Genomic DNA, 22,845 nt, shown 5'->3' with positions numbered 1-22,845 from the left:
CATGAATTCCCATAAAGTCATTTGGCAGGAAGGCATGCTGCTGCGTCCGCAGCACTTCCAGCACAACGATCGTTACTACGACCACCAGATGAAGACCCGCACCCAGTTGTTGGGCAGCTACATCTGGGGCTTCCTGAACCTGGAAATCGACTTGCAGTTCCTCAACATGGGCAAACTGGTGATCAGCCAGGCCTCGGGGATTCTGCCGGACGGCAGCCTGTTCGAACTCGGCGGCAACACCGAGCCGTTGGCCCTGGACGTGCCGCCGAACACTGGCAACACGCCGATCTACCTGGCGCTGCCGCTGGTCACCGGTAACCACATCGAGTCTCGCCGCCCGGAGCAGTCCGACGTGCTGGCGCGCTACACCGCGTACGACGCGGAAGTCGCCGACTCCAATGCCGGCGACGACTCCGCCAGCCAGGTCAGCTGCGGTCGTCCGGACTTCAAACTGTTGCTCGGCGAGCAGCAGAGCGACCAGGCCTACGTGAAGCTGAAAATCTGCGAAGTGCTCGATACCACGCCCGACGGCGTGATCAGCCTCGACCCCGACTTCGTGCCGACCTACATTCAGGCGCACTCCTCCAGCTACTTGCTGTCGTGCCTCAAAGAAGTCATCAGCATGCTTGGCCACCGGGGCGACACGATTGCCGAGCGGATCAGCTCCAACGGTAAGGTCGGTGGCGCGGAAATCGGCGACTTCATGATGCTGCAACTGATCAACCGCACCGAAATGCTGCTGCGCCATTACCTCGGCCTGGAACAGGTTCACCCGGAAGAGTTGTACCGCACGCTGCTGACCATGCTCGGTGATCTGGCGACGTTTTCCAGCGAGAGCAAGCGCCCGCGTCTGGACAGCCGTTACCAGCACAGCGACCAGGGCGCGAGCTTCCGCAAACTGATGGAAGCGATTCGTCAGGTGCTGTCGATGGTGCTCGAACAGCACGCCATCGAACTGGTGCTGCAAGCGCGTCAGTACGGGATCATCGTGTCGCCCTTGCACGACCACAAACTACTGGGCTCGGCCTCGTTCGTGCTCGCGGCCAGTGCCAACTGCGACTCCGAAGAACTGCGCCATCGCTTGCCGGCGCACCTCAAGGTCGGCCCGGTGGAGCGCATTCGCCAACTGGTCAACCTGCACCTGCCTGGCATCAAGGTCAAACCGTTGCCGGTGGCCCCACGGCAGATCGCGTTCCACTCCAACAAAACCTATTTCATCCTCGAACTCAGTTCCGAAGACCTGGCGCAACTCGAGCGCTCCGGCGGCTTCGCGTTTCACGTGTCCGGCGAATTCGCCGAGCTTGAACTGAAATTCTGGGCCATCAGGAACTGACCGACATGATCAAGGACATGGAATACAACCAGGACGACAAAACCGTCCTGCTCGACCGCCAGGGCCACGGCCCGGCGTCGAGTCCGCTGACTGACTTCGCTGCGCCGCCGCGTTTCGAACAGCTGGAAGAACGGATGATCTACGCCGCGCGTCTGCGCCCGGCCGAAGCGTTCAACATCAGCCTCAATTCGTTGGTGGCCGCGGCGTCCGAGCTGCTGTCGGAAGTGGTTCGACTCAAGCACAGCGACACCCGCGAAGACCTGTACGCGCTCAACGAGCGACTGACTGCCGGGCTCAAACTGTTTGAAGTGCGTGCGCTGCATAACGGCGCCGAAAGCAGCCAGGTGATGGCTGCCCGTTACGTGCTCTGCACCGTGGTCGACGAAGCCGTCGTCACCACGCCGTGGGGCAACGAAAGCGAGTGGTCGCAGATGAGCCTGCTCAGCAGCTTCCATAACGAAACCTTCGGTGGTGAGAAGTTCTTCCAGCTGCTGGATCGCCTGTCGAAAAACCCGGTCAAGCACCTGCCGATGCTGGAGCTGATGTACTTGTGCCTGTCCCTCGGTTTCGAAGGCAAGTACCGGGTGCAAGCCCGCGGCATGCTCGAACTCGAAGGCATCCGCGATGCTTTGTATCGGCAGATTCGTCAACTGCGCGGCGACGTGCCGCGTGAGCTGTCGCCGCATTGGGAAGGCTTGAACGATCAGCGCCGCAGCCTGGTGCGCATCGTGCCGGCGTGGATGGTGGTGCTGTTCACTGTGGTCTGCCTGGTGGTGATGTATTCGGGCTTCGCCTGGGTACTGGGCGAGCAACGCGAAACCGTTCTGCAACCTTACCAGCAGCTGGATCCGGCCGCGGTTCAGCCACAGTCGAAGCCGTAAACAGGGACGTGTGATGAAAAAGTTTTTCAAGAAAGTCGGCGCATTCCTGCGCCAGACCTGGGTCTGGACCTTGCTGCTGGTGCTGTTCGTCGCGCTGCTGGTGTGGTTCGTCGGGCCGCTGCTGGCGGTCAATGACTACAAGTTCTGGGAAGGTTCGACCTCCCGCCTGCTGACCATCAGTGTGCTGTTCCTGATCTGGGGCCTGACCATGGTCTTCGTCAGCTGGCGCGCCGGTGTACGCAAAAAGGCTGTGGAAGAAACCGAAGACGGCCAGGACCGTATCCGCCGTGAAGAGCTGATCGACGAAGAGCAGAAAGAGCTTCGCGTGCGCTTCAAGGATGCGTTGAAAACCCTGAAGACCTCGAGCCTCTATCGCGGTCGCAGCGAACGCTGGCGCAGCGATTTGCCGTGGTACTTGCTGATCGGCCCGCAGAGCAGCGGCAAGACCAGCCTGCTGGACTTCTCGGGGCTTGAGTTTCCGATCAACAAGATCGACCGCAAACTCACCCGCGACACCCTCGGCACTCGGCATTGCGACTGGTACTTCGCCGACCACGGCGTGCTGATCGACACCGCCGGGCGTTACCTGACCCAGCCGGATGCGGAAGTCGATGGCAACGCCTGGAGCACCTTGCTCGACCTGCTGCGCAAGCGTCGCCGCAACCGTCCATTGAACGGTGTGCTGGTGACCATCCCGGTGGAAACACTGCTGGGCGGCAGCGAGCAAGACCTCGACACCCTGGCTCGCCAGGTGCGTGCGCGTCTGCAAGACGTGCATCAGAAACTCCACGTCGACGTACCGATTTATCTGGTGCTGAGCAAGGCCGACCGCCTGCTCGGTTTCGACGAGTTCTTCGATCAGCTGACCCGCGAAGAAAGCGATCAGGTACTCGGCACCAGCTTCCGCAAAGAGCAGAGCGGCACTGACGTGGCTGTGCTGCGCGCCGAGTTCGAAGAGCTGCTGCGTCGCCTGAACAGCCAGGTGATCATGCGCATGCACCAGGAGCGCGACACCCAGCGTCGTGGTCGCATCCTCGACTTCCCGCATCAACTGGGGCAGATCGGCGAGCGTCTGTGCCTGTTCGTCGACATGGCGTTTACCGGCAACCGCTACCAGCGTGTCAGCCAGTTGCGCGGTTTCTACCTGACCAGCGCGCCGCACCTGACTCAGGAAATGGACCAGACCACCGCCGGCATCGGCGCCAATCTGGGGATGAACGCCGGCGTGCTGCCGACCCTGCGCAGTGGCCGTTCGCGGTTCATTCACCATTTGCTCAGCCGAGTAATTTTCCCCGAGGCCGATCTGGCCGGTCTGGACAAACGCGAACGCAGCCGCATCCATTGGGGCCAACGTGCGTTGTATGTGGGCGCACTGGCGGCACTGGCGCTGTTCGGCATGCTTTGGGCTGGCGGGTTCTCGGCCAACTACGAGCGTCTGGAAAACCTGCGTTCCCTGGCACAAACCTGGAATCAGCAACGCTTGGCCCTGACTGCACGTGATGACTCCATGGCGGTGCTCAAGACCCTCGACACCAGTTATGCGGCGACGCAGGTCTTCCCGAACAAAGGTGATGTGTCGTACCACGAACGCGGTGGCCTGTACCAAGGCGAAGACGCCAATCCGGTGGTCAAGAGCGCCTACGAGCGTGAGCTTGAAGCGCAACTGCTGCCACGGGTTGCGACCCTGCTGGAAGGGCAGATCCGCGCCAACATGAAGGACCGCGAACGCCTGCTCAACAGCCTGCGTGCGTACCTGATGCTGAACATGAAGGATCGTCGCGATGCCGCTTGGCTCAAGGATTGGGTCGCCACTGACTGGTCCCTGCGTTACGCCGGCAATACGGCAGTGCAGAACGGCTTGAACACCCACTTCGAGCGTTTGCTCAAGCAGCCGTTTATCTACCCGCTGAACGAGCAACTGGTAGCGCAGGCGCGTCAGGTGCTGCGCAGCGAGTCGCTGGCCAACGTGGTTTACCGGATGCTGCGCGAGCAGGCTCGCAACCTGCCGGAATACCGCCTGAGCCAACACATCGGCCCGCAGGGTTCGTTGTTTGTCGGCACCGATTACGTGATTCCGGGGTTCTACACCCAGCAAGGCTATCAGCAGTACTTCTCGGTCCAGGGTTCGGCGCTGGTCACCGATATCCTGCGTGACAACTGGGTACTGGGCGAAGGCTCGGGCATCAGCGGCATGGACTTGCGTCGCCTGATGGTCGAACTGGAGCAACTGTACTTCCGCGACTACGCCAATTTCTGGAGCGAAGCGGTCGGTCAGGTGGCATTGCCACCGATCAACGACGCCGGTGAAGGCGCCGAGCAACTGGCAGGCCTGACGTCCGCCAACTCCCCAGTGCTGCAACTGCTGGTGGAAGTGCGCGAGAACACCCGGTTCCCGGCGGAAGCTGAGCCGGTTGATGAGGCCGCGGATGCCGCTGCAAAACTGGGAGAGCAGAAGGGCAAGCTCGGCAAGTTGGGCAAACTGGCGTCGGCCGCAGCGGATGCGGCGTCTGACATGGCCGCGACCAAAAACCTGCCGGACACCGCAAAGAAATCCCTGCAACGTCGCTTCGAACCGCTGCACCGCTTGCTGGACGACAACAACGGCCCGGCCGCTGACCTGACCCCGGCACTGACAGCACTCAACGACCTGCAACTGCAACTGTCGAGCCTGGCCCGTGCCAGCGCGCCGGAGCAGGCTGCGTTCGAAATGGCCAAGACCCGCATGAGCGGCCAGCGTGATGCGCTGAGCAACTTGCGCAATGCGTCGAACCGTTTGCCGCGCCCTGTCAGCGTGTGGTTCAACGTGCTGGCCGAAGACACCTGGCGTCTGGTGCTCAACGATTCCTACCAGTACCTGAACCAGCGTTATCAGAGCGAGCTGTACAGCTTCTACGGCAAGGCGATCAACAAGCGTTACCCGTTCAGCGCCCACAGCACCAGCGACGTTGCTATCAGCGACTTCCGCGAGTTCTTCAAGGCCCAGGGCATCGCCGACCGCTTCTTCGAGAACTACATGCGTCCGTTCGTGAGTGGCGATCCAGGCAACTACCGCCTGCGCAGCATCGACGGTCACAGCATGCCGATCTCCAAGGTCTACCTCGACCAGATGGCCGCGGCACAAGTGATCCGCCAGAGCTTCTTCGCCAGCAACCCGGCCGAGCCGCAAGTGCAGTTCAAACTGGAGCCGTACACCCTCGACCCGGCCGTCAGCCGTTCCGAGTTCAAGTTTGGCGACAAGACCATTGAATACCGTCACGGACCTATCGTGCCGATGTCGTTCAAATGGCCGACCGACGCTGAAGACGGTCGCACCAGCCTGGTCCTCGACAAAATGGCCGGCCGCCCGATCGGCATCGAGAAGAACTCCGGCCCATGGTCGCTGTTCCGTCTGTTCGACCTGATGCAGACCGAGTACCTGACCGGTCGCGACGTGCTGGTACTCAAGGCTGACGTGGGTGGTCTGCGCGCCAACTACTTGCTGACGAGCCAGCGCACGCCGAACCCGTTCGACATGGGCGTGCTGCGTACTTTCCGTATGCCGGTGCAGCTCTGATGCTGGTTGCCAGTCCCTGGCGCAGCGCTGCGCGTACCGATCCGGGCAAGGTTCGGGCGCGCAACGAAGATGCTTTTCTCGACTGTCCACAGCAGGGGCTGTGGGTGGTCGCGGACGGCATGGGCGGTCATCAGGGCGGCGATATCGCCAGCCAGTTGATCGTCGCCAGCCTGGCGGAATTGCCGGTACAGGACGACTTCGACGAACGACTCAAAGGTATTCGCCAGTGCCTGCACTGGCTCAACCGCCGATTGGGTCAGGAGTTGACCGTCACCGCCGGGCGCCATGACAGCATCATGGGCAGCACCGTGGTGGCGCTGCTGGTGGAAGGCAATCGCGCGGCCTGCATCTGGGCCGGCGACAGCCGCTGCTACCTGTGGCGTGGCCAGCGTTTGTATCAGCTGTCCAAGGACCATTCGCTGCAACAGCAACTGATCGACGAGCAGAACATGAGCGTCGAGCAAGCCCAGGCTCATCCCGCCGCCCACGCCCTGACCCGTGCGGTCGGGGCTGCCGAGCAGCTGACCCTGGATGTGCTCGAACTCGAGGTCTATCCCGGCGATGCGTTTTTGCTGTGCAGCGATGGTTTGTATCAAGGGCTGACTAGCGATGCCCTGGGCAACGCCCTGAGCCTGACCGCGCCGCACGTTGCGCTGGAACGTCTGTTCGACGGCGCTCTGCGTGGCTCGGCCCGGGACAATCTGACCGCCGTGGTGATCCGCCAATGACTGAACTCATGCCACTGATCGACGACCTGCTGGTGACCGAGGAAGAAGCCAATAACCTGACTTACTTCGCCTTCGCCACGCCTCTAAACGGAAAGCCGCATCAGTCCGAGCCTGCGCTGGCGCCGACCCGGGCCAGTATCGGCGAACTGCCGGACGTGCTGGCGGGACGTTACCGCCTCGAGCGCCTGCTCGGTGCCGGTGGCATGGGCGCGGTTTACCGTGCACGGGACTTGCTGAGCGAACAGTTCGGCGATCCCGATCCTTACATCGCGCTGAAAATACTCAGCGAAGAATTTGCCGAGTCGCCGGACGCCAGCGCCTTGCTCTACAGCGAGTTCGCCCTGACCCGACGACTGCGCCACGACAATGTGCTGCGACCGCACACCTTTGAAGTGGACACCGACTGCCAGCGCGCCTTCATCACCATGGAACTCATGCGTGGGCTGACCCTGGACAAATTGCTCTGCGAGCGGCCTCTGGGCCTGCCATGGAAAGAACTGCGCGACATCGCGCTGCCGCTGCTCGACGCGCTGGCCTACGCCCACGCTCGCGGCGTGCTGCACGGCGACATGAAACCGAGCAACGTGATGCTCAGCGAAGAGGGCGTGCGCCTGTTCGACTTCGGCCTCGGCCAGGCACAAGAGGGCATCTTGCCCGGCCTGCCGCACCTGAGCCGCAACCGCTTCAACGCCTGGACCCCTGGCTACGCCGCCCCCGAACTGCTCGAAGGCCAACCGCTGTCGGCCAGCGCGGACGTGTACGGCGTGGCCTGCGTGATCTACGAGTTGGCGGGCGGCAAACACCCGTTCCGCCGCTTGCCCTCGACCGAGGCCCGCGACGGGCACCTCGAACGCGAACTGCAAGCACCCAAGCATCTACCGAAACACTGCTGGCCAGCCCTGCGAACGGCGCTGGCTTTCGATGCGGCCAAGCGCACCATCACCGCCGCCCAATTGCGTGACGCCATGGGCGCCACTTCGTCCTGGCTACAACGTCTGCGACTTCGGGCGTAACGGATGACATTCGAACAGGGAGCACTTTATGTTCAACCCAGCTAACGAAACGCACTTCAGTCTGACCGTTGAAGACTATGCCGGCGACCTGCAAGTGCTGTCGTTCACCGGCACCGAAGGCATCAGCCAGCCGTATCGCTTCGACCTCGAACTGGTCAGCGAAAACCCGGACCTGGACCTGGAAAAGCTCCTGCACAAGCAGGCGTTCCTCGCATTCGACCCGAAAGGCAGTGGCATCCACGGCCAGATCTACCGCGTCGCCCAAGGCGATGCCGGCAAGCGCCTGACCCGCTACAAAGTCTCCCTGGTGCCGCAGCTGCAATACCTGCATCACCGCACCAACCAGCGCATCTACCAGCAGATGTCAGCACCGAAAATCATCGCGCTGATCCTCGAAGAACACGGCATCAAAGGCAACGCCTACCGCTTCCAGCTGAACACCCCGTGCCCGGACCGCGACTACTGCGTGCAATACGACGAAACCGACCTGCACTTCGTCCAGCGCCTGTGCGAAGAAGAAGGCATTCACTACCACTTCCAGCACAGCGAAAAAGCCCACCAACTGGTGTTCGGCGACAACCAGACCGTGTTCCCCAAACTCGGCCAGCCCACCGCCTATGTACAAGGCAGCGGCATGGTCGCCGAGGAACCGGTGATCAAAGGCTTCAAACTGCGCCTGGAAACCCGCACCGGCCGCGTCACCCGCCGCGACTACGACTTCGAAAAGCCCAACCTGCGACTTGAAGCCGGCTATAAACCCGACGGCAAACCCGACGGCGAAAGCACTGAACCGGATCTGGAAGACTACGACTACCCCGGTCGCTTCCTCGACCGCGCACGCGGCAAATTCCTCAGCCAACGCGCCCTCGAACGCCACCGCGCCGACTACCAGCAAGCCGAAGGCCATGGCGACCAGACCACCCTCGCCAGCGGCCACTTCCTGGAAATCTCCGACCACCCGCGCACCGAGTGGAACGACCTCTGGCTACTCACCGAAATCGTCCACGAAGGCAAACAGCCGCAAGTGCTCGAAGAATCCGTGACCAGCGACACCACCGACAACAAAGACGACTTCCACCAGGGCTACCGCAACCGCTTCCTCGCCACCCCGTGGAACGTGTTCTACCGCCCCGCCCTGGAACACCCCAAACCCCGCGTCCTCGGCAGCCAGACCGCCATGGTCACCGGCCCCAAAGGCGAAGAGATTCACTGCGACCCATACGGCCGCATCAAAGTGCAATTCCACTGGGACCGCGAAGGGTTGGCTGATGACAAAACCAGCTGCTGGATGCGTGTCTCCTCCAGCTGGGCCGGCGACCGCTACGGCGCTATCGCCATCCCGCGTATCGGCATGGAAGTGCTCGTCACCTTCCTCGAAGGCGATCCCGATCAACCGTTGGTGACTGGGTGCCTGTACCACAAGGAAAACCAGGTTCCCTACGATCTGCCGGCCAACAAAACTCGCACCGTGTTCAAAACCCTCAGCTCACCGGGGGGCGGTGGGTACAACGAACTGCGGATTGAAGACAAGAAGGGTGCAGAGCAGATCTTTATTCATGCCCAGCGGGATTGGGATGAAAACATCGAGCACGACCAGAAGATTCGGGTGGGGAATGAACGCCACGACACGGTGGTGAAGAACACCTACACCGAGCTGAAGGCTGAGGAACATCGGACCACGATTGCTGATCGCAAGAGTGAAGTGCGGGTGGATGATCACCTGACGGTTGGGCAGAACCAGCACATCAAGCTTGGAACTGCACAGCTGACCAGTGCCGGGAAGGAGATTCACCTCAAGGCTGGGGACAAGATTGTTATCGAAGCCGGGATGGAACTCACGGTTAAGGCTGGTGGGAGTTTTATCAAGCTGGATGCGGGTGGTGTGACGGTGGTTGGGCCGGTGGTGAAGATTAATGCGGGTGGTTCGGCGGGGAGTGGGACTGGGATTGGCATCAAGCCGCCGGTGCTGCCGGGGGCTGCGGATAAGGATAAGGCGGGGAGTTTGATGGATCAGGCGTTGGGGAATGCGCCGCCTGAGAAGGTTAAACCGAAGGCTTTTTTTGTGTTTTCTGAGTGATCGACATGAATGGTGTGTTGAAGAAGAGCAATGGCTTCGCTGTAGCGGTTTTCAGTGTGTCGCTGCTGAGCCTGTTTCATGGCAGCGTTTATGCGGATGAGTGCCCGTCTGAGGATTTTGCCCAATTCCTTCCAGCGTTCTCTACGAATGCTGAAACCCAGCAGCGGTTGACTGCGATGACGGTGAAGTCGCAGGTTTTGAAACCGGTGGGAGAACATGGGGTTTTTGAGCCGCAAACGACGGGAGTCAACAGTTCCAATTTGGCGTTTCCGCTAATGGCGCCCGTAGCCACAGACAAGACAGGAGGTGTCGAAGTCGAAGCGATCGACGACAGTCACTTCAATGTAGTGGATAAGCGGGCGGGTAACAGCAACATCAAGATCTTCAATTTTTCTCGGCAGGCGTGTTGGGTCTTGGAGGGAGTTGAGGATTGGTCGATTAGTGAGAAAGATCTCGTAGCGGCGAGCAATCCTCACATGAGCGAAGCAGAGAGTTTTTGCTTTCAACGTGCGGAAGCCTTTAGAGGTTTGGGGGGGCTGGAGCAGTACCGACTCACGGGGGAGTTGTTTGAAGCCTCTCTGGAAAACTATCTATGCGCTGCAGCTTCCGGCGATCCTCAAGCCAGTTTGAATGCTGCAAGTTTGAGTCTTTCCGGTATGGCGCCGCAGTTAAAAAACGAGAAGGTTGAGCAGCTATTCAAGGCAGCAGCAACCACCTTGCCGGAGGGGGCAATGAGTCTTTCGTTATTTTATTGCGTTGGTAACAACATTTCCTCTGACGGCCCTTGCCAGCATCCAGCACAGGCTGAAGAAGCGCTGACGCACGCTGCCCGTATGGGAAGTGCCTTCGCGATAAATGCACTCGGGCGCGCCTTTGAAACGGGAGAATTGGTTACAAAGGACATGTCCAGGGCGGTTGCTTGCTACCAACTCGCTGCCAAACAAGGCAGTAAAGGGGCTATCGCACATCTGGACCGTTTGAATAAGCAGCCAGCCGGAACTTTCAAAGCCAGCTATTGCTATTGATTATTGCAGGAAGCAGAAATGACAGAGCCACTTGATTTTTCGAGCAACTATACCAGCGCTAATTATAGATATAAGGAGGGAGGGAACGGTTTTGACGTTGAGAATGGAAAAAAAGTTGTCGACTGCTCTCATATGGTTAACTTGCTGCTTACAAGTGCCGGCTACGAAGTCCCTTATCAGAATACAGCGGCTCTCAATGGTGGTGAGGCCCTTCAATACTATGATGTGATTAGCCCTGCTAATGTAACGCGTGGAGATATCGTCCTCTGGATTAACGCAACGTCCAATCATGAAAATAAGACGTTAAATCATACGGGGATTGTCGAGTTTTATGACAGCACATTAGACTCTGAGTTTGGCAAGTTCTTTGGGGCACAAAGCTCTGGTCCAGCCACTGCACCATTCGGTGCTTTGGGGAAGGCTTGGTATTGGCCAGTTCCTACAAAGTTTTTGAGAGTTAAAGAGTCGGCAAGGACGGGGGGGAATCCAACTCCGACACCTGCCCCTGCACCCGCCCCTGTTCCAGCGGCATCGCCGTTAATGAACTTCCAATATCCTTTTAGAAAGGCTGACGGAAAACAGTTCACTGATGCTGAGGAAGTCTACAAAGCACTTGAAGGTGAAAAGTCAGGCCATTACCTGCTGGGGAGCAACAAATTTTGGCATGGGGGCATCCACATCAGCGATGCAAGTGCCCCACAATGCGTCCTGAATGAGCCGATACGCTGCATGGCCGATGGCGAAGTCGTTGCGTATCGCCTTAACGAGGATTATCTGGAGTCGACCTTCGGCGACAACGAGAAAAAGCTGAAGTATTCCAACTCCTTCTGCCTGGTGCGTCACGAGTACAAATCAGCACCCAACCCGGAAGAAGGGCCGAACAAAGGCAAGCAAAACAAGCTGAACTTCTACAGTCTGTATATGCATTTGCTGCCTTATAAGCGCTACCCGCTATCCGAGGAAGAAACACCGAAACCCAAAGTGACCATGAAGGTAAATGACTTCAAGGCGTATGACGAGTTTCCCGAAACAAGCAGCGTTCAGTCACCCGGGAAACTGGCTACGGGCACCAAGCTTGAGGTGCTGGAGCAGAGAAGCGTCGGCAACGTCACCTATGCCAAAGGAAAAATCCTTTCCGGCAGTGTGAAGAACGGGTCACACAAAATTCGTGAAGCAGGGAGAGAGGTCTGGTTCGCCTATCTGAAGAATGGTGCACCTTACCAAAACTCCCAACCTAAACGTATTTGGCTCGCGGATGATGTTCCAGAACGTGCGAAGCCAAAGTATTGGCAAGGGAAAGTAAAAGCTAGGACGTGCAAACGCTTGGCGATGTATGCCGCACCAGCGAGCCCTACGAATGGGCAACCTGCAGGTGCGCGTATAGAAGAAAGTCGAGAGATAACGGCCAGCAGCACTATTGCGTTCGATAGCAAAGATGTTGTGAGCCTGGTTCTCGACAACAAATTGCGGCGAATGGCCCCATGTACACCGGTGGTAGCTAGCATATGGACAGGCACGGGGAACGTACCAGCAAATTTCTGGGCCATTGTCGAAAACGATCCGGATAGCCAGTACGTGCAGTGGGAGACGCTCACGCCTACAGAGTTTGAGGTTGTGACGACTAGCATTGGAATCAAGGCTGGCGACCCGATCGGTTACTTGGGTAAAACTGAAAATCTCGTCGACGAACAGGGCATGACGGACAGTAAATTCCAAGTTCATGTTGAGATATTCAGCGCCGAAGCCGACGTTAATGATTTCCTCGATAACGTCGCCGGTTTGAAAATTGGTAGGCAGTACCTGCATTTACCGGTAGGTGCGCAGCTTAAGAAAAAATTGCCCGCTACCGGGACGAGTGATCCTTCCAAGAATGAGCATGCTATCGATTTGGGTAAGGTGCCAGTTGTCAAGGAGGGCAGCGAGGATTGGTATGAAGTCTCCGTCATTGAGGACGATCAACCGATTTCCGGATTGATAAAAAAATCTGACGCGAAAATGATCACTCCACACGATTGGAAGAAAATGGGCTTTCAAATTGTGGAGGAAAGTAACCCGAAAGCCGATGGCTTTCTTGATCCTGAGGATATGCCCCAGTTCTTTAAGGATCTTTTCAAGAAAATAGACAAAAACGGTGATGGTGAAGTAGAACCTACTGAGCTTGCTGAGGCATTGAAGGGTGCTGCCACAAGAGACCAATGGACAAAGCTAGTAGCCCACCATCCTACAGAGTGGAAAGAAGAGTCGGGATCTGAAAAATGGAAGAGACTAGACTCACTTTTGGAGGTTTCAAAGAAACTTCTGGCACATGAGAAAGAAAGAATAGATGGGTATGTTTTTTGGGATAAATTGTCTGATAAGTCCCCGGTTGCTTCTGGGTTGATTTATCACTTTCATCCTGTCGGGTTTGTTGCCAATTTTCTAGCCATGGAAGATGACAATGACTTGAAGTGGCTTAAAGTCGATAAAGGTCAATTAACATTTGATGCGGAGGGAAATGATCTGGAAGATTCCGCGAACCCTTTGCACCAGTATTTCAGTCGGAAAGTGCATTGGCCAGGTGGTGCGTCCGGTATTACGATTGGCAGGGGATATGACCTTGGTCAAAAGTCGGATCCACAGGGTGATCTTGCAGCGGTAGGCATTTCTGAGCCATTACTAGGTTGGTTGATAGGGTCGAAGGGCCTAAGCGGTACTGCCGCTAGAGATTATCTTAATAATGCCAGTCCTGAGATTCGGAAAATCTTTATTACGCGTAAGCAGCAGTACAAATTGTTTACTTCTGTTTATGACGATATGAAAAATAAAGTTATTACAATATCAGGGCAGGCTTTTAATATTGGTGAGTACGGTGCGTTGAATTGGGATGCGATTGATCCAAAAATTCAAGACATGATTGTGGACCTGAGGTATCGAGGGGATTATACGCCGACATCAAGGATACTGGTTCAGCGGCCTTTTGTTCAAAACAATAGGGCTGAATTGAAGTCTGTTATGTCCAATCAAAACAATTGGTCAAATGTTCCGTTAGATCGCTTTACTAGGCGTAAAAATTATCTATAAGGTGAGAAATGAAAAACTTAATGCTGTTGGTAGGTTTGGCTTTTTCCTGCTGCGCCTTGGCCGCGGATGAAAAAGATCCAGTTGTAAATATATATAAAGCCGATACGGCTGTCGTTTCTGGTAAGTTGGTTCGCTACTATCAGTCGCTGGGCAGTCCTTGCATAAAAGTTCAGGTCCTAAAGCCAGGTGGCAAAGGTGCTGCCAGTAACTCAATGGATTTTTGCAGTATTTCTGGAAAAAGCTTCAACATCGATTTCTCGGAGGTTGTGCTGGAAAAAGGAGAGTTTTCCAATAATGAACTTTTATTCACTCTAACTCTTATGTCTCTAACACAGGACGCAGACATTACTGAGGTATGTAAGTTTAAGATTGACGGTGAAGTGCTCAGTGGGCCGAGCTGTGATACGCGCTAATGCTCTTAACAGGCGTAAAGGGGCGTAAAGGGGGCGGATTTATTTGTGAGATGAATTTAACTTTCGATAAATAAATCTGTCCCGAATGGCACTTGTGTTAATGGTTGTTACGAACGAAAAAGCATACACATATTACATTTATCGCATGAAATGGGGACAGACCACGTTTCAATAATGATCTGAAAAACGTGGTCTGTCCCCGTTTTTCTCTGATTGACGATGACGACGGTGAAACCGTGCGGGCCAAGTTGCTCTATGACACGGATGGCACCGGGACCATCGGCTGGATCAAATACATCCCGGATACCCGAGTGTTGCTCAATGCCGCGGCTGAACTGGAAGAACCGGTGGAACTGTCATTCGATGCCAAATTCGCCGACGGCTATGCAAAGTGTCTCGCGAAAAAACAAGCCAGTTAACGGTGAAAAGGAATTTTCCATGAATCAGCGTCTTCTCGCGGGCAGCCTTTCGCTGCTGCTCTCGTTTCCAACTTTCGCCGCTCCTTCGGATGCCTACACCCAACGCGATGTCATGCAGTGTGGCGGCGTTGAAGTGGTGTTGGTTTCGTCCTGTCGATCCGTGACAGTGCAAGAAACTGAAACCCACGTAATCCCGGTCTGCTCCGACCAGACAATCAACATCGGCGGCAAAGTGCTTCGGCGCAACATCGACAAAGTTTCACAGCTCACGTCCGACGGTGCGAAGACGAAGATGTTGAGTAACGTGGTAGTGGCGATGGATTGCGTGAAAGGAACCAAGGGCAGCCTAGTTTCAATTGGCGGTTATGGCGGGTGCGGATCCTGCCCTGAATGGCGCGGTTACTACTCGACGGTCGGACGGTTAGAGCATTACAGCTACAGCAATAGCTATCGGTCGTTTGGTTCGAAAGGTTCCTGGGACGGGCTGATCAAGGCTTATGGCGTCACGAAGAGACAGCTACAGCAAGAGAGTCCTGAGGTTAAAAGGATCAACTATGAGCGGCCTTAAATCGGCAGCACAGTCTTTGAAGAATGGTCAGCTAGTGGATCAACAGGGAAGTGAATGGAAGTGGCCAGGTTTTTTAGTTGTGTGTGCGTGGTTGTATCAATCTTCGGTTTTTCGCCACAACCAGCGTTAGCTAAAGATCTGCAAACCATCGAGCAGATGCACGCTCCGGTGGTGGCTTCGGTGGGTGAGCAGAAAATCACGGTATTTTTCTTGAAGAGCACGCTCAAAGGTCAGACGACAGGCGCGTACGTTCCCAATGGTGAAATTTTCTACGCAACGATGAGTGCTACGAAACCAGAACTCACCTATGTAGCGCCGGTCATTGGCGAACAGATAGTGTCGGTGTTCTTCTTCGAGCGTAAATTTCCTGAGCGAGCGGGCAAGTCCCTGTATGTGCTCACGAAGAACAAGGAGTCGGCCCGTTTCGAGGGCTATTCCTTTTCGACGCTGGAGTTACCACTGATTAAGGACGGGGATCAGTTGTCTTTGCGGTTTTTTCCCGGTGACCCGCCAGATCCCGAATTGCAGGACTGTCGCGATGGGCGAGACCTGGAAGCGGGCGTAGATGTTGAATGTGCTTACAAGGATGCGGCGAGTATTAAAAAGCGTCTGGCAGACTTGGATGCAAAGATTATTGCGGATTCAAAACTGGAATATGGCATCAGCCAGGAGCCGCGCAAAATTGGTGGTAACGCGGCCAATATCGCTTGTCCCTCGAACGAGTTTTCAGCGTTCCTCGCAGCTTTTTCCGAGCGCGCAGACCTGCAAAAAACGTTCGTTCAACAGCCGCTGCAACTTGTCACGACTGTGGCGGGAGATCCCGAGCCTGAGATGGAAAAGCGCAGCGTCAGCGGTGATCAGATCAAGTTTCCAATCATCCCGGATAGCGTGAAACGAGAGGCCGACGGTCTTACGTTGACCGTCAAGGAAGAGCGGGGCAACAACGCCACGGCGATCCTGCAGAAGCCGGATACCGATTATGTCTTCGAGTATCAGTTTGTTCGTGGGCAATGTTGGCGGCTTGCAGAGGTCTCGGATTTTTCACTTTAGGCATGCGGTAAGCTCTACTGAGAGCACGTCATCGTTTTCAAAAAAATGAGATCAGAGGGATCTGTGAAGAAGTTATTTTTAATGCTGTTGTTGGTATTGCCGCTGACGGCCCGCAGTGAGATCACAACACAGGTTTCTTGTTTCCGTTCGCTGGAAGGCAAAAGCATCAATTTTGAGTTTAGAACCTATTACGACTCGGTCGCCAAGTGGGACGTGGCGGGAGTTAAGTACAGCAAGTCGAAGAAGGCCATTGCTCTTGTCCATCGGAGCACTGAGCATGAAGTCATGACTGAAGATGGGCCCTATCAGTTCACGACGACGTGGGTAGAAGTGGCTGACGGTGCGCTGACGGGGGAGTATGAAATGGTCAGGCAGGGTACTCGGATTTATGGAATGACTTATACGAACTATAAATCCGGAAAGAAGTATTCGTTCGATCAAGATATCAGCATGGAGGCGTCACCAGAGACAGGCTGTCAGTGGTGAGTCGAGATCATTGAGAAAGGGGACTCAACGTCCCCTTTTTCTTTCTGTTGTCCCATCCTGAATAAGGTTTACACCTTAGCCCGATACTCCGCCGGATTCGGCGAATCAATGTGATCCAGTGCTCGCTCTACCAACAACTGCACCCCATCCGCCATTCTGCTGAGCGCCAAGGCGACTGAGCGGCGGGTGCCTTCGATGTCGTCGGCCAGGTCGGCGGCGATGGCGCTGATGGACTTCAGGTCTTCTGAGGCGTTGGCCAGGAGGGCTTCGGTGTCGATGTCGGGGGAGACGGTGAAGAGTTTGCCTTTGCGTTTGGGTTTTTCAGTGGGCAACGGGCCGAGGTGGTGGTCGAGGGCGCGTTCGGCGGCTTCGTGGAGTTTTTTCGAATCGAAGGATTCGTAGGGGGATGTGGCTGGGTTTTCAGGAGGATTCGGTGTTGGCTTGATCATTAAGTGTTACTCCATGATTTAAGGAGCTGACACCATTTCGCGTGCACTTCGAAAGAGGTGGCAGCTGTGCATAGGTGTGCAAGACCGGTGGAGTCACCCGGCAGACCCGAAGGTCTCCCATACACAGCTGCCATAACGATTCGCGAGCATAGGAAAACGCTCGATGAATTGCCATAACCGAATCTGTACTCCACCGGACTTGCACGTCCGAGTCACCGATTTTGCGGTGACGAACAGAGGTTATCGATGAGGGGTCAAGCTGCCTAGTTCATGGACAGCCCGGCGTTTTGAAGGAAATGTCCGATAAGTTTGCGGGCATCAAGATCAAAAGATCGCAGCCTTCGGCAGCTCCTACAGGAATGTGTTTCTTCAGGTGTAGGGCGGGCGTTGGGTGTGACGCGGAGCGTCATGGGATGCATTCCTACGCGGGAGCGTGGGAACGATCAGGGTTGAGGCGGTAAAGCGTGACTTGGCGGTCATCATGCGGGAAAAGCGGTTCATCTTCTTCTAACGCAGTCCGACAGTGGCGTTCTGGCTTGAAGCCGCTACACTGCGCCGGCCGTTCATTTTTCTTTTGAGGCTGTGCGCATGAAATTTCGTTTTCTTCTGTGGATGCTGGGTTTGTTGATGGGTAAGGCCAGTCGGACTAATCCTGCGTTTCAGCAGCAGTTGGGTGACAAGGCATTGGTGTTTCAGCTACAGACCCTGGACGGGAAGGTAGCGCGGCATTTCTTTGTGAAGGATCAGCGCATTACCAGTAAGTCCGGCGTGTATGCCGAGCCTGCGTTTGCGATTGCCTTTAAAGACGCGGCGTATGGCTTTGCCACGATGCAGGCGAAGAACAAGCAGTTGGCGTTTATGACGGGGATTCAGGACAAGTCGATTCAGATCAAGGGCAACCCGGCGTTGGTGATCTGGTTTCAGGGGTTGACCAAGTATTTGAAGCCGAAGAAGGCCAAGCCAAAGGCATAGGTCTTTCGGGTAGCTCGCCGGGATTTTTCGAGAGCAAGCCAGCCTCTTCAGCCATCCGACTCAGGAGGCCCGTGGGTGTCAAGTGGCTGGGCCCGGTATGTCTTGTAGATCTGCTGGACTTGCGGGTTGTCCAGGTTCTCGTATGTGATGTCTTCCTTGTCCAGGCCATCCAGGCCTCTGATACCACCGATGGTCTCTGGCCACTCGTCACGACTGGATATATCGACTACGAACGGGTTGAGGTAGTTATCGAGATGCCTCTCGCGAGGCTCTCGGATCTCGTCGCTGAGTGCCCGCAGGTAGTCGTCTTTGCTTGTCCTTGACCAGTCGATGGCGAACTCGGCTCGATAACAGAGTTCCATGAAGACTAATAAAATCGTGCGCCCATTGCCGTCCAGGAAGGGGTGTGCGAAAGCCAGCTGACCCATCACCCCGCCGGGATGGTCTCTGAAGCGTTTCTTGTCAGCTGCTAGCTTAAGCGCATAGTCGACAGACATTTTGATGGAGTCCGGGCGCTCGAAGACGGTGCTGCGGGGATCGTCGAGGGAGCCCTTGAAGACTGCCAGGTGAGGGACAAGCTCGTTCCGGTCTTTTCCTGCCCAGTGATAGAAGCCGGAGAACAGGATTTCGTGAACTTTGAGTACAGCCTTGTAATCAATTGGCTTTTTCTTAGCCAAATAGGCAAGCGCATCTTCGATACTCAATTCGAACGAAAGATGCTCTGACTCTTTTACTTCAGTGGGATCTTTCAGTTGCAGCGAGTTTTGAAGATATCCAGCAGTTTCGAAGTCGCCGAACGGATCAAAAGTCATGCGCTACGTTTCTGTGCACGCCTTTCCTGAAGATAGCGCCCTTGGAGCGCCAGGATTTCAGACTTGGTCAGAACGCCTTTTCTCTTGAGATTGACGAGCAACTGTTCGATGCCATCCAGCTCGACGACATCGCCAGCCAAACGGGTAATGCTCACGGCCATACGACTCATGCCGTCACGTCCAGCAGTGACCTTGTTTTCTTTAGCAAGCTTACGGACTTGGCTTGCAACACTGGCTGTTTGGGTCATAGGAAAGCCCTCTATTTGCCGTCAAATCATAGCAGGGCGCTTGCTTCCTGTCGTTGCTGGCTCAGTCGAGCGGGAGCAAGCTCCCTCGCCACAGTGGGTGGTGATTCAGGTGGACCGAGTTGGATTCTTCGCGGGCAAGCCTCGCTCCTACAGGGTTTTGGTGATCTGTGGGAGCGTGGCTTGCCCGCGATACTTTTAGGTTTGGTTGAATTGTGAGGCGAGTTCGCGCAGCAGCACTTCAGCCTCAAGCACTTTGCTGACGACGTCGTTGGCTTTGTCGCGGGTCAGGCCGACGCGTTCCAGCAGGGCGTCGGGGATGTCTTCATCCGGGCCGGAGCCGATGCCGCGACCGCGCAGCAGGCGCACGGCCAGGCAGACGAGGTTCGGGTATTCGGCGTAGTCGCCGTCGTAGTTTGGGTCGTGCTGGAAGCGCAGGGCGGTGGCCAGTTCTTCGGGCATGTCCCAGTAGCGCATCAGCCATGAGCCGATCTGTTCGCGGCTGATGCCCAGCAGGTGTTGTTCCACGTAGCTGTGGCACAGGTGCGGGTTGACTTCCAGGTGGCGGCAGATCAGTGAGAAGTGCGGCGGGAACACGTGGGCCAGCAGCAGGTAACCGAAGTTGTGCAGCAGGCCGGCGAGGTAGGTCAGGCCGGCTTCCGGGCGCTGGGCGCGGGGCATGGCGCGGGTCAGGCCTTCGATGACGGCGGCGGTGTAGATCGATTGCTGCCAGTACGGCGTGGTGTGTTGCGGGTGGTCTTTGGGCAGGCTCAGGGTTTTGCCCAGGGCCAGGCCCAATGCCAGGTTGATCACCAGGTCGAAACCCAGCACCCGGACGATGGCGTCTTCCACTGAACGAATCTTGCCCGGCGAGGCGTAGTACGGCGACGCTGCCCAGCTGACGACTTGTGCGGCCAGGGCCGGGTCGGTTTCGACGACGCCGGTGATGTCGTCGATGGTGGCGTTGGGGTCGACCCGCAGTTTGATGATTTTCTGCGCGGTTTCGGCCAGCGGCGGAATCTCGATGGTCTCTTCCAGACGTTGCTGGATGCGCCGCGCGGTGAACGCTTGCACGGCCTGGGTGATTTCCTCGCGGTCATCGTCGGGGCGATCGAGGTTCGGGCGGATGCGGTTCACGGCTTCGCCGAAATTGCCGGCGCTGGCCTTGGTGAGCATGGTTTTGAAAGCGTCGCTGGAGATTTCCAGCAGCACGCCCGGCTCGCCCGAGTTGATCAGCAACATCGGTTCGCGCAGCAGGCTTTCTTCATACAGGCACGGCGAGCTGGTGAGTGCCGGCAGGCCGGGCAGCAGGCTCAGGCTGTGTTTGCCGAGCATCTTTACCAGGCGTTCGGTGGATACAGCAGTCAACCGGCGGCCGGTGAGTTCGGCGAGGCGGTTGAGGTCCAGCAATTGGCTCTGGGGGAACAGCACCATGAGCGCGCCGACGGCATCGTCCAGCAACACCGCCTGCACTTTACGTGCGGCGTTGAGGCCGTGATGGTCGAGGACTTCTTCGTAGGCGATGTCCAGCTTGCCGAGCAGCAGCCGAATAACAGACGGAGCGTGCGGGGTTTCGGGGGCGAGGGCAGCTTCGGTCATAGTCTGTATCCGTTTGCAAACAATTGCAGGAGTATAACCAGCTTGTTTAAAGCCAGGGCTCAGAAACTGCGACAGTGCTCACACTTGGCCGTATTGCTGCCCATGGCGTAGCCAGCGGTCGAGCAACGGGCTGACGTGATCCGGCCAGCGCTCGAGCAAAGCCTGGGCGGCGTCGCGCACGGCGGGCAGCAAGTCGGCGTCGCGCATCAGGTCCGCGACCTTGAATTGCAGCAGGCCGGTCTGGCGCGTGCCGAGCATTTCGCCGGGGCCGCGCAGTTCGAGGTCTTTTTCGGCGATGACAAAACCGTCGTTGGTTTCGCGCATGATGCCCAGCCGCTGACGGCCGATCTGCGACAGCGGCGGATGGTAAAGCAGCACGCAATGGCTGACGGCGCTGCCCCGGCCGACACGGCCACGCAGTTGGTGCAGCTGCGCGAGCCCGAGGCGTTCGGGGTTTTCGATGATCATCAGGCTGGCGTTGGGCACGTCCACGCCGACTTCGATCACGGTGGTGGCGACCAGCAGTTGCAGGTTGCCGGCCTTGAACTCGGCCATCACTGCGGCCTTCTCGGCAGGCTTCATGCGACCGTGGATCAAGCCGACTTTCAACTCGCCGAGGGCGGCGGTGAGGTCTTCATAAGTGGTTTCGGCGGCCTGGCAGGTCAGCTCTTCCGACTCTTCGATCAGCGTGCACACCCAATAGGCCTGACGCCCTTCAGCACAGGCGCCGCGCACCCGTTCGATGACTTCGACGCGCCGGGTGTCGGTGACCAACACCGTGTTCACCGGGGTGCGACCGGGTGGCAGCTCGTCGAGGATCGAGGTGTCGAGGTCGGCGTAGGCGCTCATGGCCAGCGTCCGGGGGATCGGCGTGGCGGTCATGATCAACTGGTGCGGACACATCCGCCCGCCGACGCCTTTCTGCCGCAATGCCAGACGCTGCTGTACGCCGAAGCGGTGCTGTTCGTCGATGATCGCCAGCGCCAGGTTCTTGAACTGCACTTCGTCCTGGAACAGCGCGTGGGTGCCGACCACCATCTGCGCGCCGCCAGCGATCTGCTCCAGCGCCGCCACGCGGTTTTTGCCTTTGAGCTTGCCGGCCAGCCACGCGACTTCGATGCCCAGCGGTTCGAGCCAACGCTTGAAGGTGATGAAGTGCTGCTCGGCGAGGATTTCGGTGGGCGCCATCAATGCGACTTGGTAACCGGCTTCCAGCGCCTGAAGCGCGGCGAGGGCGGCGACCACGGTTTTGCCGGCGCCGACGTCGCCCTGGATCAGCCGCAACATCGGCTCGTGCTGGCTGAGGTCGTAGGCGATTTCTTTGCCGACCCGTTGTTGGGCACCCGTCGGGGTGAAGCCGAGGTTGGCCAAATACTGTTCTGGCAGCTTCGTGGCTTTCGGCATGGCCGGCGCGCGCAGGGCACGCATGCTCTCGCGCAGGCGTTGCTGGGACAGTTGATGGGTCAGCAGTTCTTCGAAGGCCAGCCGGTGTTGGGCCCAATGATGACCGAGGGCGAGCTCGTCGACATCGGCATCGGCAGGCGGGTGATGCAGGTAACGGATCGCATCGGCCAGCGGCGCCAGTTGATAGTCCCGGGCCAGTTCGGTCGGCAGCCAGTCGGGCAGGCTGCTGGGGCCGAGCAGGGTCAGGGTTTGCATGCACAACTGGCGCAAGCGCTGCTGGGTCAGGCCTTCGGTGAGCGGGTAAACCGGGGTCAGGGTTTCGTCCACCGGCGGTGGCTCGTCGCCGGTGATGGCGCGGTATTCCGGGTGGTAGATCTCCAGCCCCGAGGCTCCGGGCCGCGCTTCGCCGTAGCAGCGAATGCGTGTGCCACGCTTGAGGCCTTCTTTCTGGGCGTTGCTGAAATGGTAGAAGCGCAGGCTGAGCCCGCCGGTGCCGTCCTGCAGACGGACAACCAGGCTGCGGCGCCGGCCCATGACCACGTCGGCGCCGCTGACGGTGCCTTCGATCACGGCGTCCTGACCCGGTCGCAAATGGCCGATCGGGACCACGCGGGTGCGGTCCTGATAGCGCAGCGGCAAATGGAACAGCACGTCCTGGAGATTCTCCAGGCCGACCTTGGCCAGTTTCTCGGCCATGGCTTCGCCGACACCCTTGAGTGCCGTCACCGACACTTGCGACAACTCGGTCATGGCAGCCG

At 57.4% G+C, this 22,845-nt stretch carries 19 protein-coding genes; 14 read left to right on the top strand and 5 right to left on the bottom strand.

What is annotated here, in order from left to right; all coding sequences use genetic code 11:
• The first annotated feature begins 1 nt into the window (after window position 1).
• From tssK to AB7M22_RS26195, 13 genes are all read left to right on the top strand, one after another.
• Complete coding sequence (gene tssK, locus AB7M22_RS26255; RefSeq protein WP_007894604.1) at window positions 2-1,333, top strand: type VI secretion system baseplate subunit TssK; 1,332 nt, start codon at window positions 2-4, stop codon at window positions 1,331-1,333.
• A 5-nt stretch (window positions 1,334-1,338) separates the two neighbouring features.
• Window positions 1,339-2,214, top strand: coding sequence for a type IVB secretion system protein IcmH/DotU (gene icmH, locus AB7M22_RS26250; protein ID WP_007894606.1), 876 nt, complete (start codon window positions 1,339-1,341; stop codon window positions 2,212-2,214).
• Window positions 2,215-2,227: 13 nt separating this feature from the next.
• Window positions 2,228-5,767 (top strand): type VI secretion system membrane subunit TssM, encoded by a 3,540-nt coding sequence (tssM, locus tag AB7M22_RS26245; RefSeq protein ID WP_454188220.1) that lies wholly within the window; start codon window positions 2,228-2,230, stop codon window positions 5,765-5,767.
• Window positions 5,767-6,495: a PP2C family protein-serine/threonine phosphatase gene (locus AB7M22_RS26240; protein ID WP_008007637.1), complete on the top strand. Its 729-nt coding sequence runs from the start codon at window positions 5,767-5,769 to the stop codon at window positions 6,493-6,495. The genes tssM and AB7M22_RS26240 overlap by 1 nt, the downstream gene beginning before the upstream one ends.
• A complete protein-coding gene (locus AB7M22_RS26235; RefSeq protein ID WP_454188219.1) occupies window positions 6,492-7,508 on the top strand; it encodes a serine/threonine-protein kinase in 1,017 nt (338 codons plus the stop codon). Before AB7M22_RS26240 ends, AB7M22_RS26235 begins: the two co-directional genes overlap by 4 nt.
• A gap of 28 nt (window positions 7,509-7,536) precedes the next feature.
• Complete coding sequence (locus AB7M22_RS26230; protein WP_454188218.1) at window positions 7,537-9,585, top strand: type VI secretion system Vgr family protein; 2,049 nt, start codon at window positions 7,537-7,539, stop codon at window positions 9,583-9,585.
• 5 nt (window positions 9,586-9,590) lie between these two features.
• On the top strand, window positions 9,591-10,610 hold the full coding sequence (locus AB7M22_RS26225) for a tetratricopeptide repeat protein (RefSeq protein WP_454188217.1): 1,020 nt from the start codon (window positions 9,591-9,593) through the stop codon (window positions 10,608-10,610).
• Window positions 10,611-10,628: 18 nt separating this feature from the next.
• Window positions 10,629-13,670 (top strand): hypothetical protein, encoded by a 3,042-nt coding sequence (locus AB7M22_RS26220; RefSeq protein WP_454188216.1) that lies wholly within the window; start codon window positions 10,629-10,631, stop codon window positions 13,668-13,670.
• 8 nt (window positions 13,671-13,678) lie between these two features.
• Window positions 13,679-14,083 carry a hypothetical protein gene (locus AB7M22_RS26215; RefSeq protein WP_454188215.1) on the top strand — a complete coding sequence of 135 codons (405 nt, stop codon included), beginning with the start codon at window positions 13,679-13,681 and terminating at the stop codon, window positions 14,081-14,083.
• Window positions 14,084-14,271: 188 nt separating this feature from the next.
• On the top strand, window positions 14,272-14,502 hold the full coding sequence (locus AB7M22_RS26210; RefSeq protein ID WP_454188214.1) for a hypothetical protein: 231 nt from the start codon (window positions 14,272-14,274) through the stop codon (window positions 14,500-14,502).
• A gap of 19 nt (window positions 14,503-14,521) precedes the next feature.
• Entirely contained in the window at window positions 14,522-15,070 is a 549-nt protein-coding gene (locus AB7M22_RS26205) for a hypothetical protein (RefSeq protein WP_454188213.1), read from the top strand.
• A gap of 54 nt (window positions 15,071-15,124) precedes the next feature.
• Window positions 15,125-16,120 carry a hypothetical protein gene (locus AB7M22_RS26200; RefSeq protein ID WP_454188212.1) on the top strand — a complete coding sequence of 332 codons (996 nt, stop codon included), beginning with the start codon at window positions 15,125-15,127 and terminating at the stop codon, window positions 16,118-16,120.
• Window positions 16,121-16,183: 63 nt separating this feature from the next.
• Window positions 16,184-16,606, top strand: coding sequence for a hypothetical protein (locus AB7M22_RS26195; protein ID WP_454188211.1), 423 nt, complete (start codon window positions 16,184-16,186; stop codon window positions 16,604-16,606).
• Window positions 16,607-16,674: 68 nt separating this feature from the next.
• On the opposite strand, the gene AB7M22_RS26190 is transcribed toward AB7M22_RS26195, so the two are convergent.
• Window positions 16,675-17,055, bottom strand: coding sequence for a DUF6124 family protein (locus tag AB7M22_RS26190; RefSeq protein WP_454188210.1), 381 nt, complete (start codon window positions 17,053-17,055; stop codon window positions 16,675-16,677).
• A gap of 588 nt (window positions 17,056-17,643) precedes the next feature.
• On the opposite strand from AB7M22_RS26190, the gene AB7M22_RS26185 reads away from it, so the two are divergent.
• Window positions 17,644-18,027: a hypothetical protein gene (locus tag AB7M22_RS26185; RefSeq protein WP_008007623.1), complete on the top strand. Its 384-nt coding sequence runs from the start codon at window positions 17,644-17,646 to the stop codon at window positions 18,025-18,027.
• A gap of 47 nt (window positions 18,028-18,074) precedes the next feature.
• Here the strand turns inward: AB7M22_RS26185 and AB7M22_RS26180 are convergent, their stop codons facing one another.
• The 4 genes from AB7M22_RS26180 to recG all read right to left on the bottom strand — a co-directional run bounded on the left by AB7M22_RS26180 (window position 18,075) and on the right by recG (window position 22,837).
• Window positions 18,075-18,839: a Fic/DOC family protein gene (locus AB7M22_RS26180; RefSeq protein WP_454188209.1), complete on the bottom strand. Its 765-nt coding sequence runs from the start codon at window positions 18,837-18,839 to the stop codon at window positions 18,075-18,077.
• On the bottom strand, window positions 18,836-19,087 hold the full coding sequence (locus AB7M22_RS26175) for a hypothetical protein (protein WP_454188208.1): 252 nt from the start codon (window positions 19,085-19,087) through the stop codon (window positions 18,836-18,838). The genes AB7M22_RS26180 and AB7M22_RS26175 overlap by 4 nt, the downstream gene beginning before the upstream one ends.
• A 195-nt stretch (window positions 19,088-19,282) precedes the next feature.
• Entirely contained in the window at window positions 19,283-20,683 is a 1,401-nt protein-coding gene (locus tag AB7M22_RS26170) for an aminoacyl-tRNA deacylase and HDOD domain-containing protein (RefSeq protein WP_454188207.1), read from the bottom strand.
• A gap of 78 nt (window positions 20,684-20,761) precedes the next feature.
• The gene (recG, locus tag AB7M22_RS26165; RefSeq protein ID WP_454188206.1) at window positions 20,762-22,837 is read right to left on the bottom strand and encodes an ATP-dependent DNA helicase RecG; all 2,076 of its coding nucleotides are present in this window, start codon (window positions 22,835-22,837) and stop codon (window positions 20,762-20,764) included.
• Between the last annotated feature and the right edge of the window lie 8 nt (window positions 22,838-22,845).

It is taken from the genome of Pseudomonas sp. ADAK2 TE3594 (genome assembly GCF_053628675.1).
This window is presented reverse-complemented; position numbering and strand designations above follow the sequence as displayed.

Bases quoted from the DNA above. Each gene is read 5' to 3' on its own strand.
- tssK (WP_007894604.1), top strand. From the start codon at position 2: ATGAATTCCCATAAAGTCATTTGGCAGGAAGGCATGCTGCTGCGTCCG.
- icmH (WP_007894606.1), top strand. From the start codon at position 1,339: ATGATCAAGGACATGGAATACAACCAGGACGACAAAACCGTCCTGCTC.
- tssM (WP_454188220.1), top strand. From the start codon at position 2,228: ATGAAAAAGTTTTTCAAGAAAGTCGGCGCATTCCTGCGCCAGACCTGG.
- AB7M22_RS26240 (WP_008007637.1), top strand. From the start codon at position 5,767: ATGCTGGTTGCCAGTCCCTGGCGCAGCGCTGCGCGTACCGATCCGGGC.
- AB7M22_RS26235 (WP_454188219.1), top strand. From the start codon at position 6,492: ATGACTGAACTCATGCCACTGATCGACGACCTGCTGGTGACCGAGGAA.
- AB7M22_RS26230 (WP_454188218.1), top strand. From the start codon at position 7,537: ATGTTCAACCCAGCTAACGAAACGCACTTCAGTCTGACCGTTGAAGAC.
- AB7M22_RS26225 (WP_454188217.1), top strand. From the start codon at position 9,591: ATGAATGGTGTGTTGAAGAAGAGCAATGGCTTCGCTGTAGCGGTTTTC.
- AB7M22_RS26220 (WP_454188216.1), top strand. From the start codon at position 10,629: ATGACAGAGCCACTTGATTTTTCGAGCAACTATACCAGCGCTAATTAT.
- AB7M22_RS26215 (WP_454188215.1), top strand. From the start codon at position 13,679: ATGAAAAACTTAATGCTGTTGGTAGGTTTGGCTTTTTCCTGCTGCGCC.
- AB7M22_RS26205 (WP_454188213.1), top strand. From the start codon at position 14,522: ATGAATCAGCGTCTTCTCGCGGGCAGCCTTTCGCTGCTGCTCTCGTTT.
- AB7M22_RS26200 (WP_454188212.1), top strand. From the start codon at position 15,125: ATGGAAGTGGCCAGGTTTTTTAGTTGTGTGTGCGTGGTTGTATCAATC.
- AB7M22_RS26190 (WP_454188210.1), bottom strand. From the start codon at position 17,055: ATGATCAAGCCAACACCGAATCCTCCTGAAAACCCAGCCACATCCCCC.
- AB7M22_RS26185 (WP_008007623.1), top strand. From the start codon at position 17,644: ATGAAATTTCGTTTTCTTCTGTGGATGCTGGGTTTGTTGATGGGTAAG.
- AB7M22_RS26180 (WP_454188209.1), bottom strand. From the start codon at position 18,839: ATGACTTTTGATCCGTTCGGCGACTTCGAAACTGCTGGATATCTTCAA.
- AB7M22_RS26175 (WP_454188208.1), bottom strand. From the start codon at position 19,087: ATGACCCAAACAGCCAGTGTTGCAAGCCAAGTCCGTAAGCTTGCTAAA.
- AB7M22_RS26170 (WP_454188207.1), bottom strand. From the start codon at position 20,683: ATGACCGAAGCTGCCCTCGCCCCCGAAACCCCGCACGCTCCGTCTGTT.
- recG (WP_454188206.1), bottom strand. From the start codon at position 22,837: ATGACCGAGTTGTCGCAAGTGTCGGTGACGGCACTCAAGGGTGTCGGC.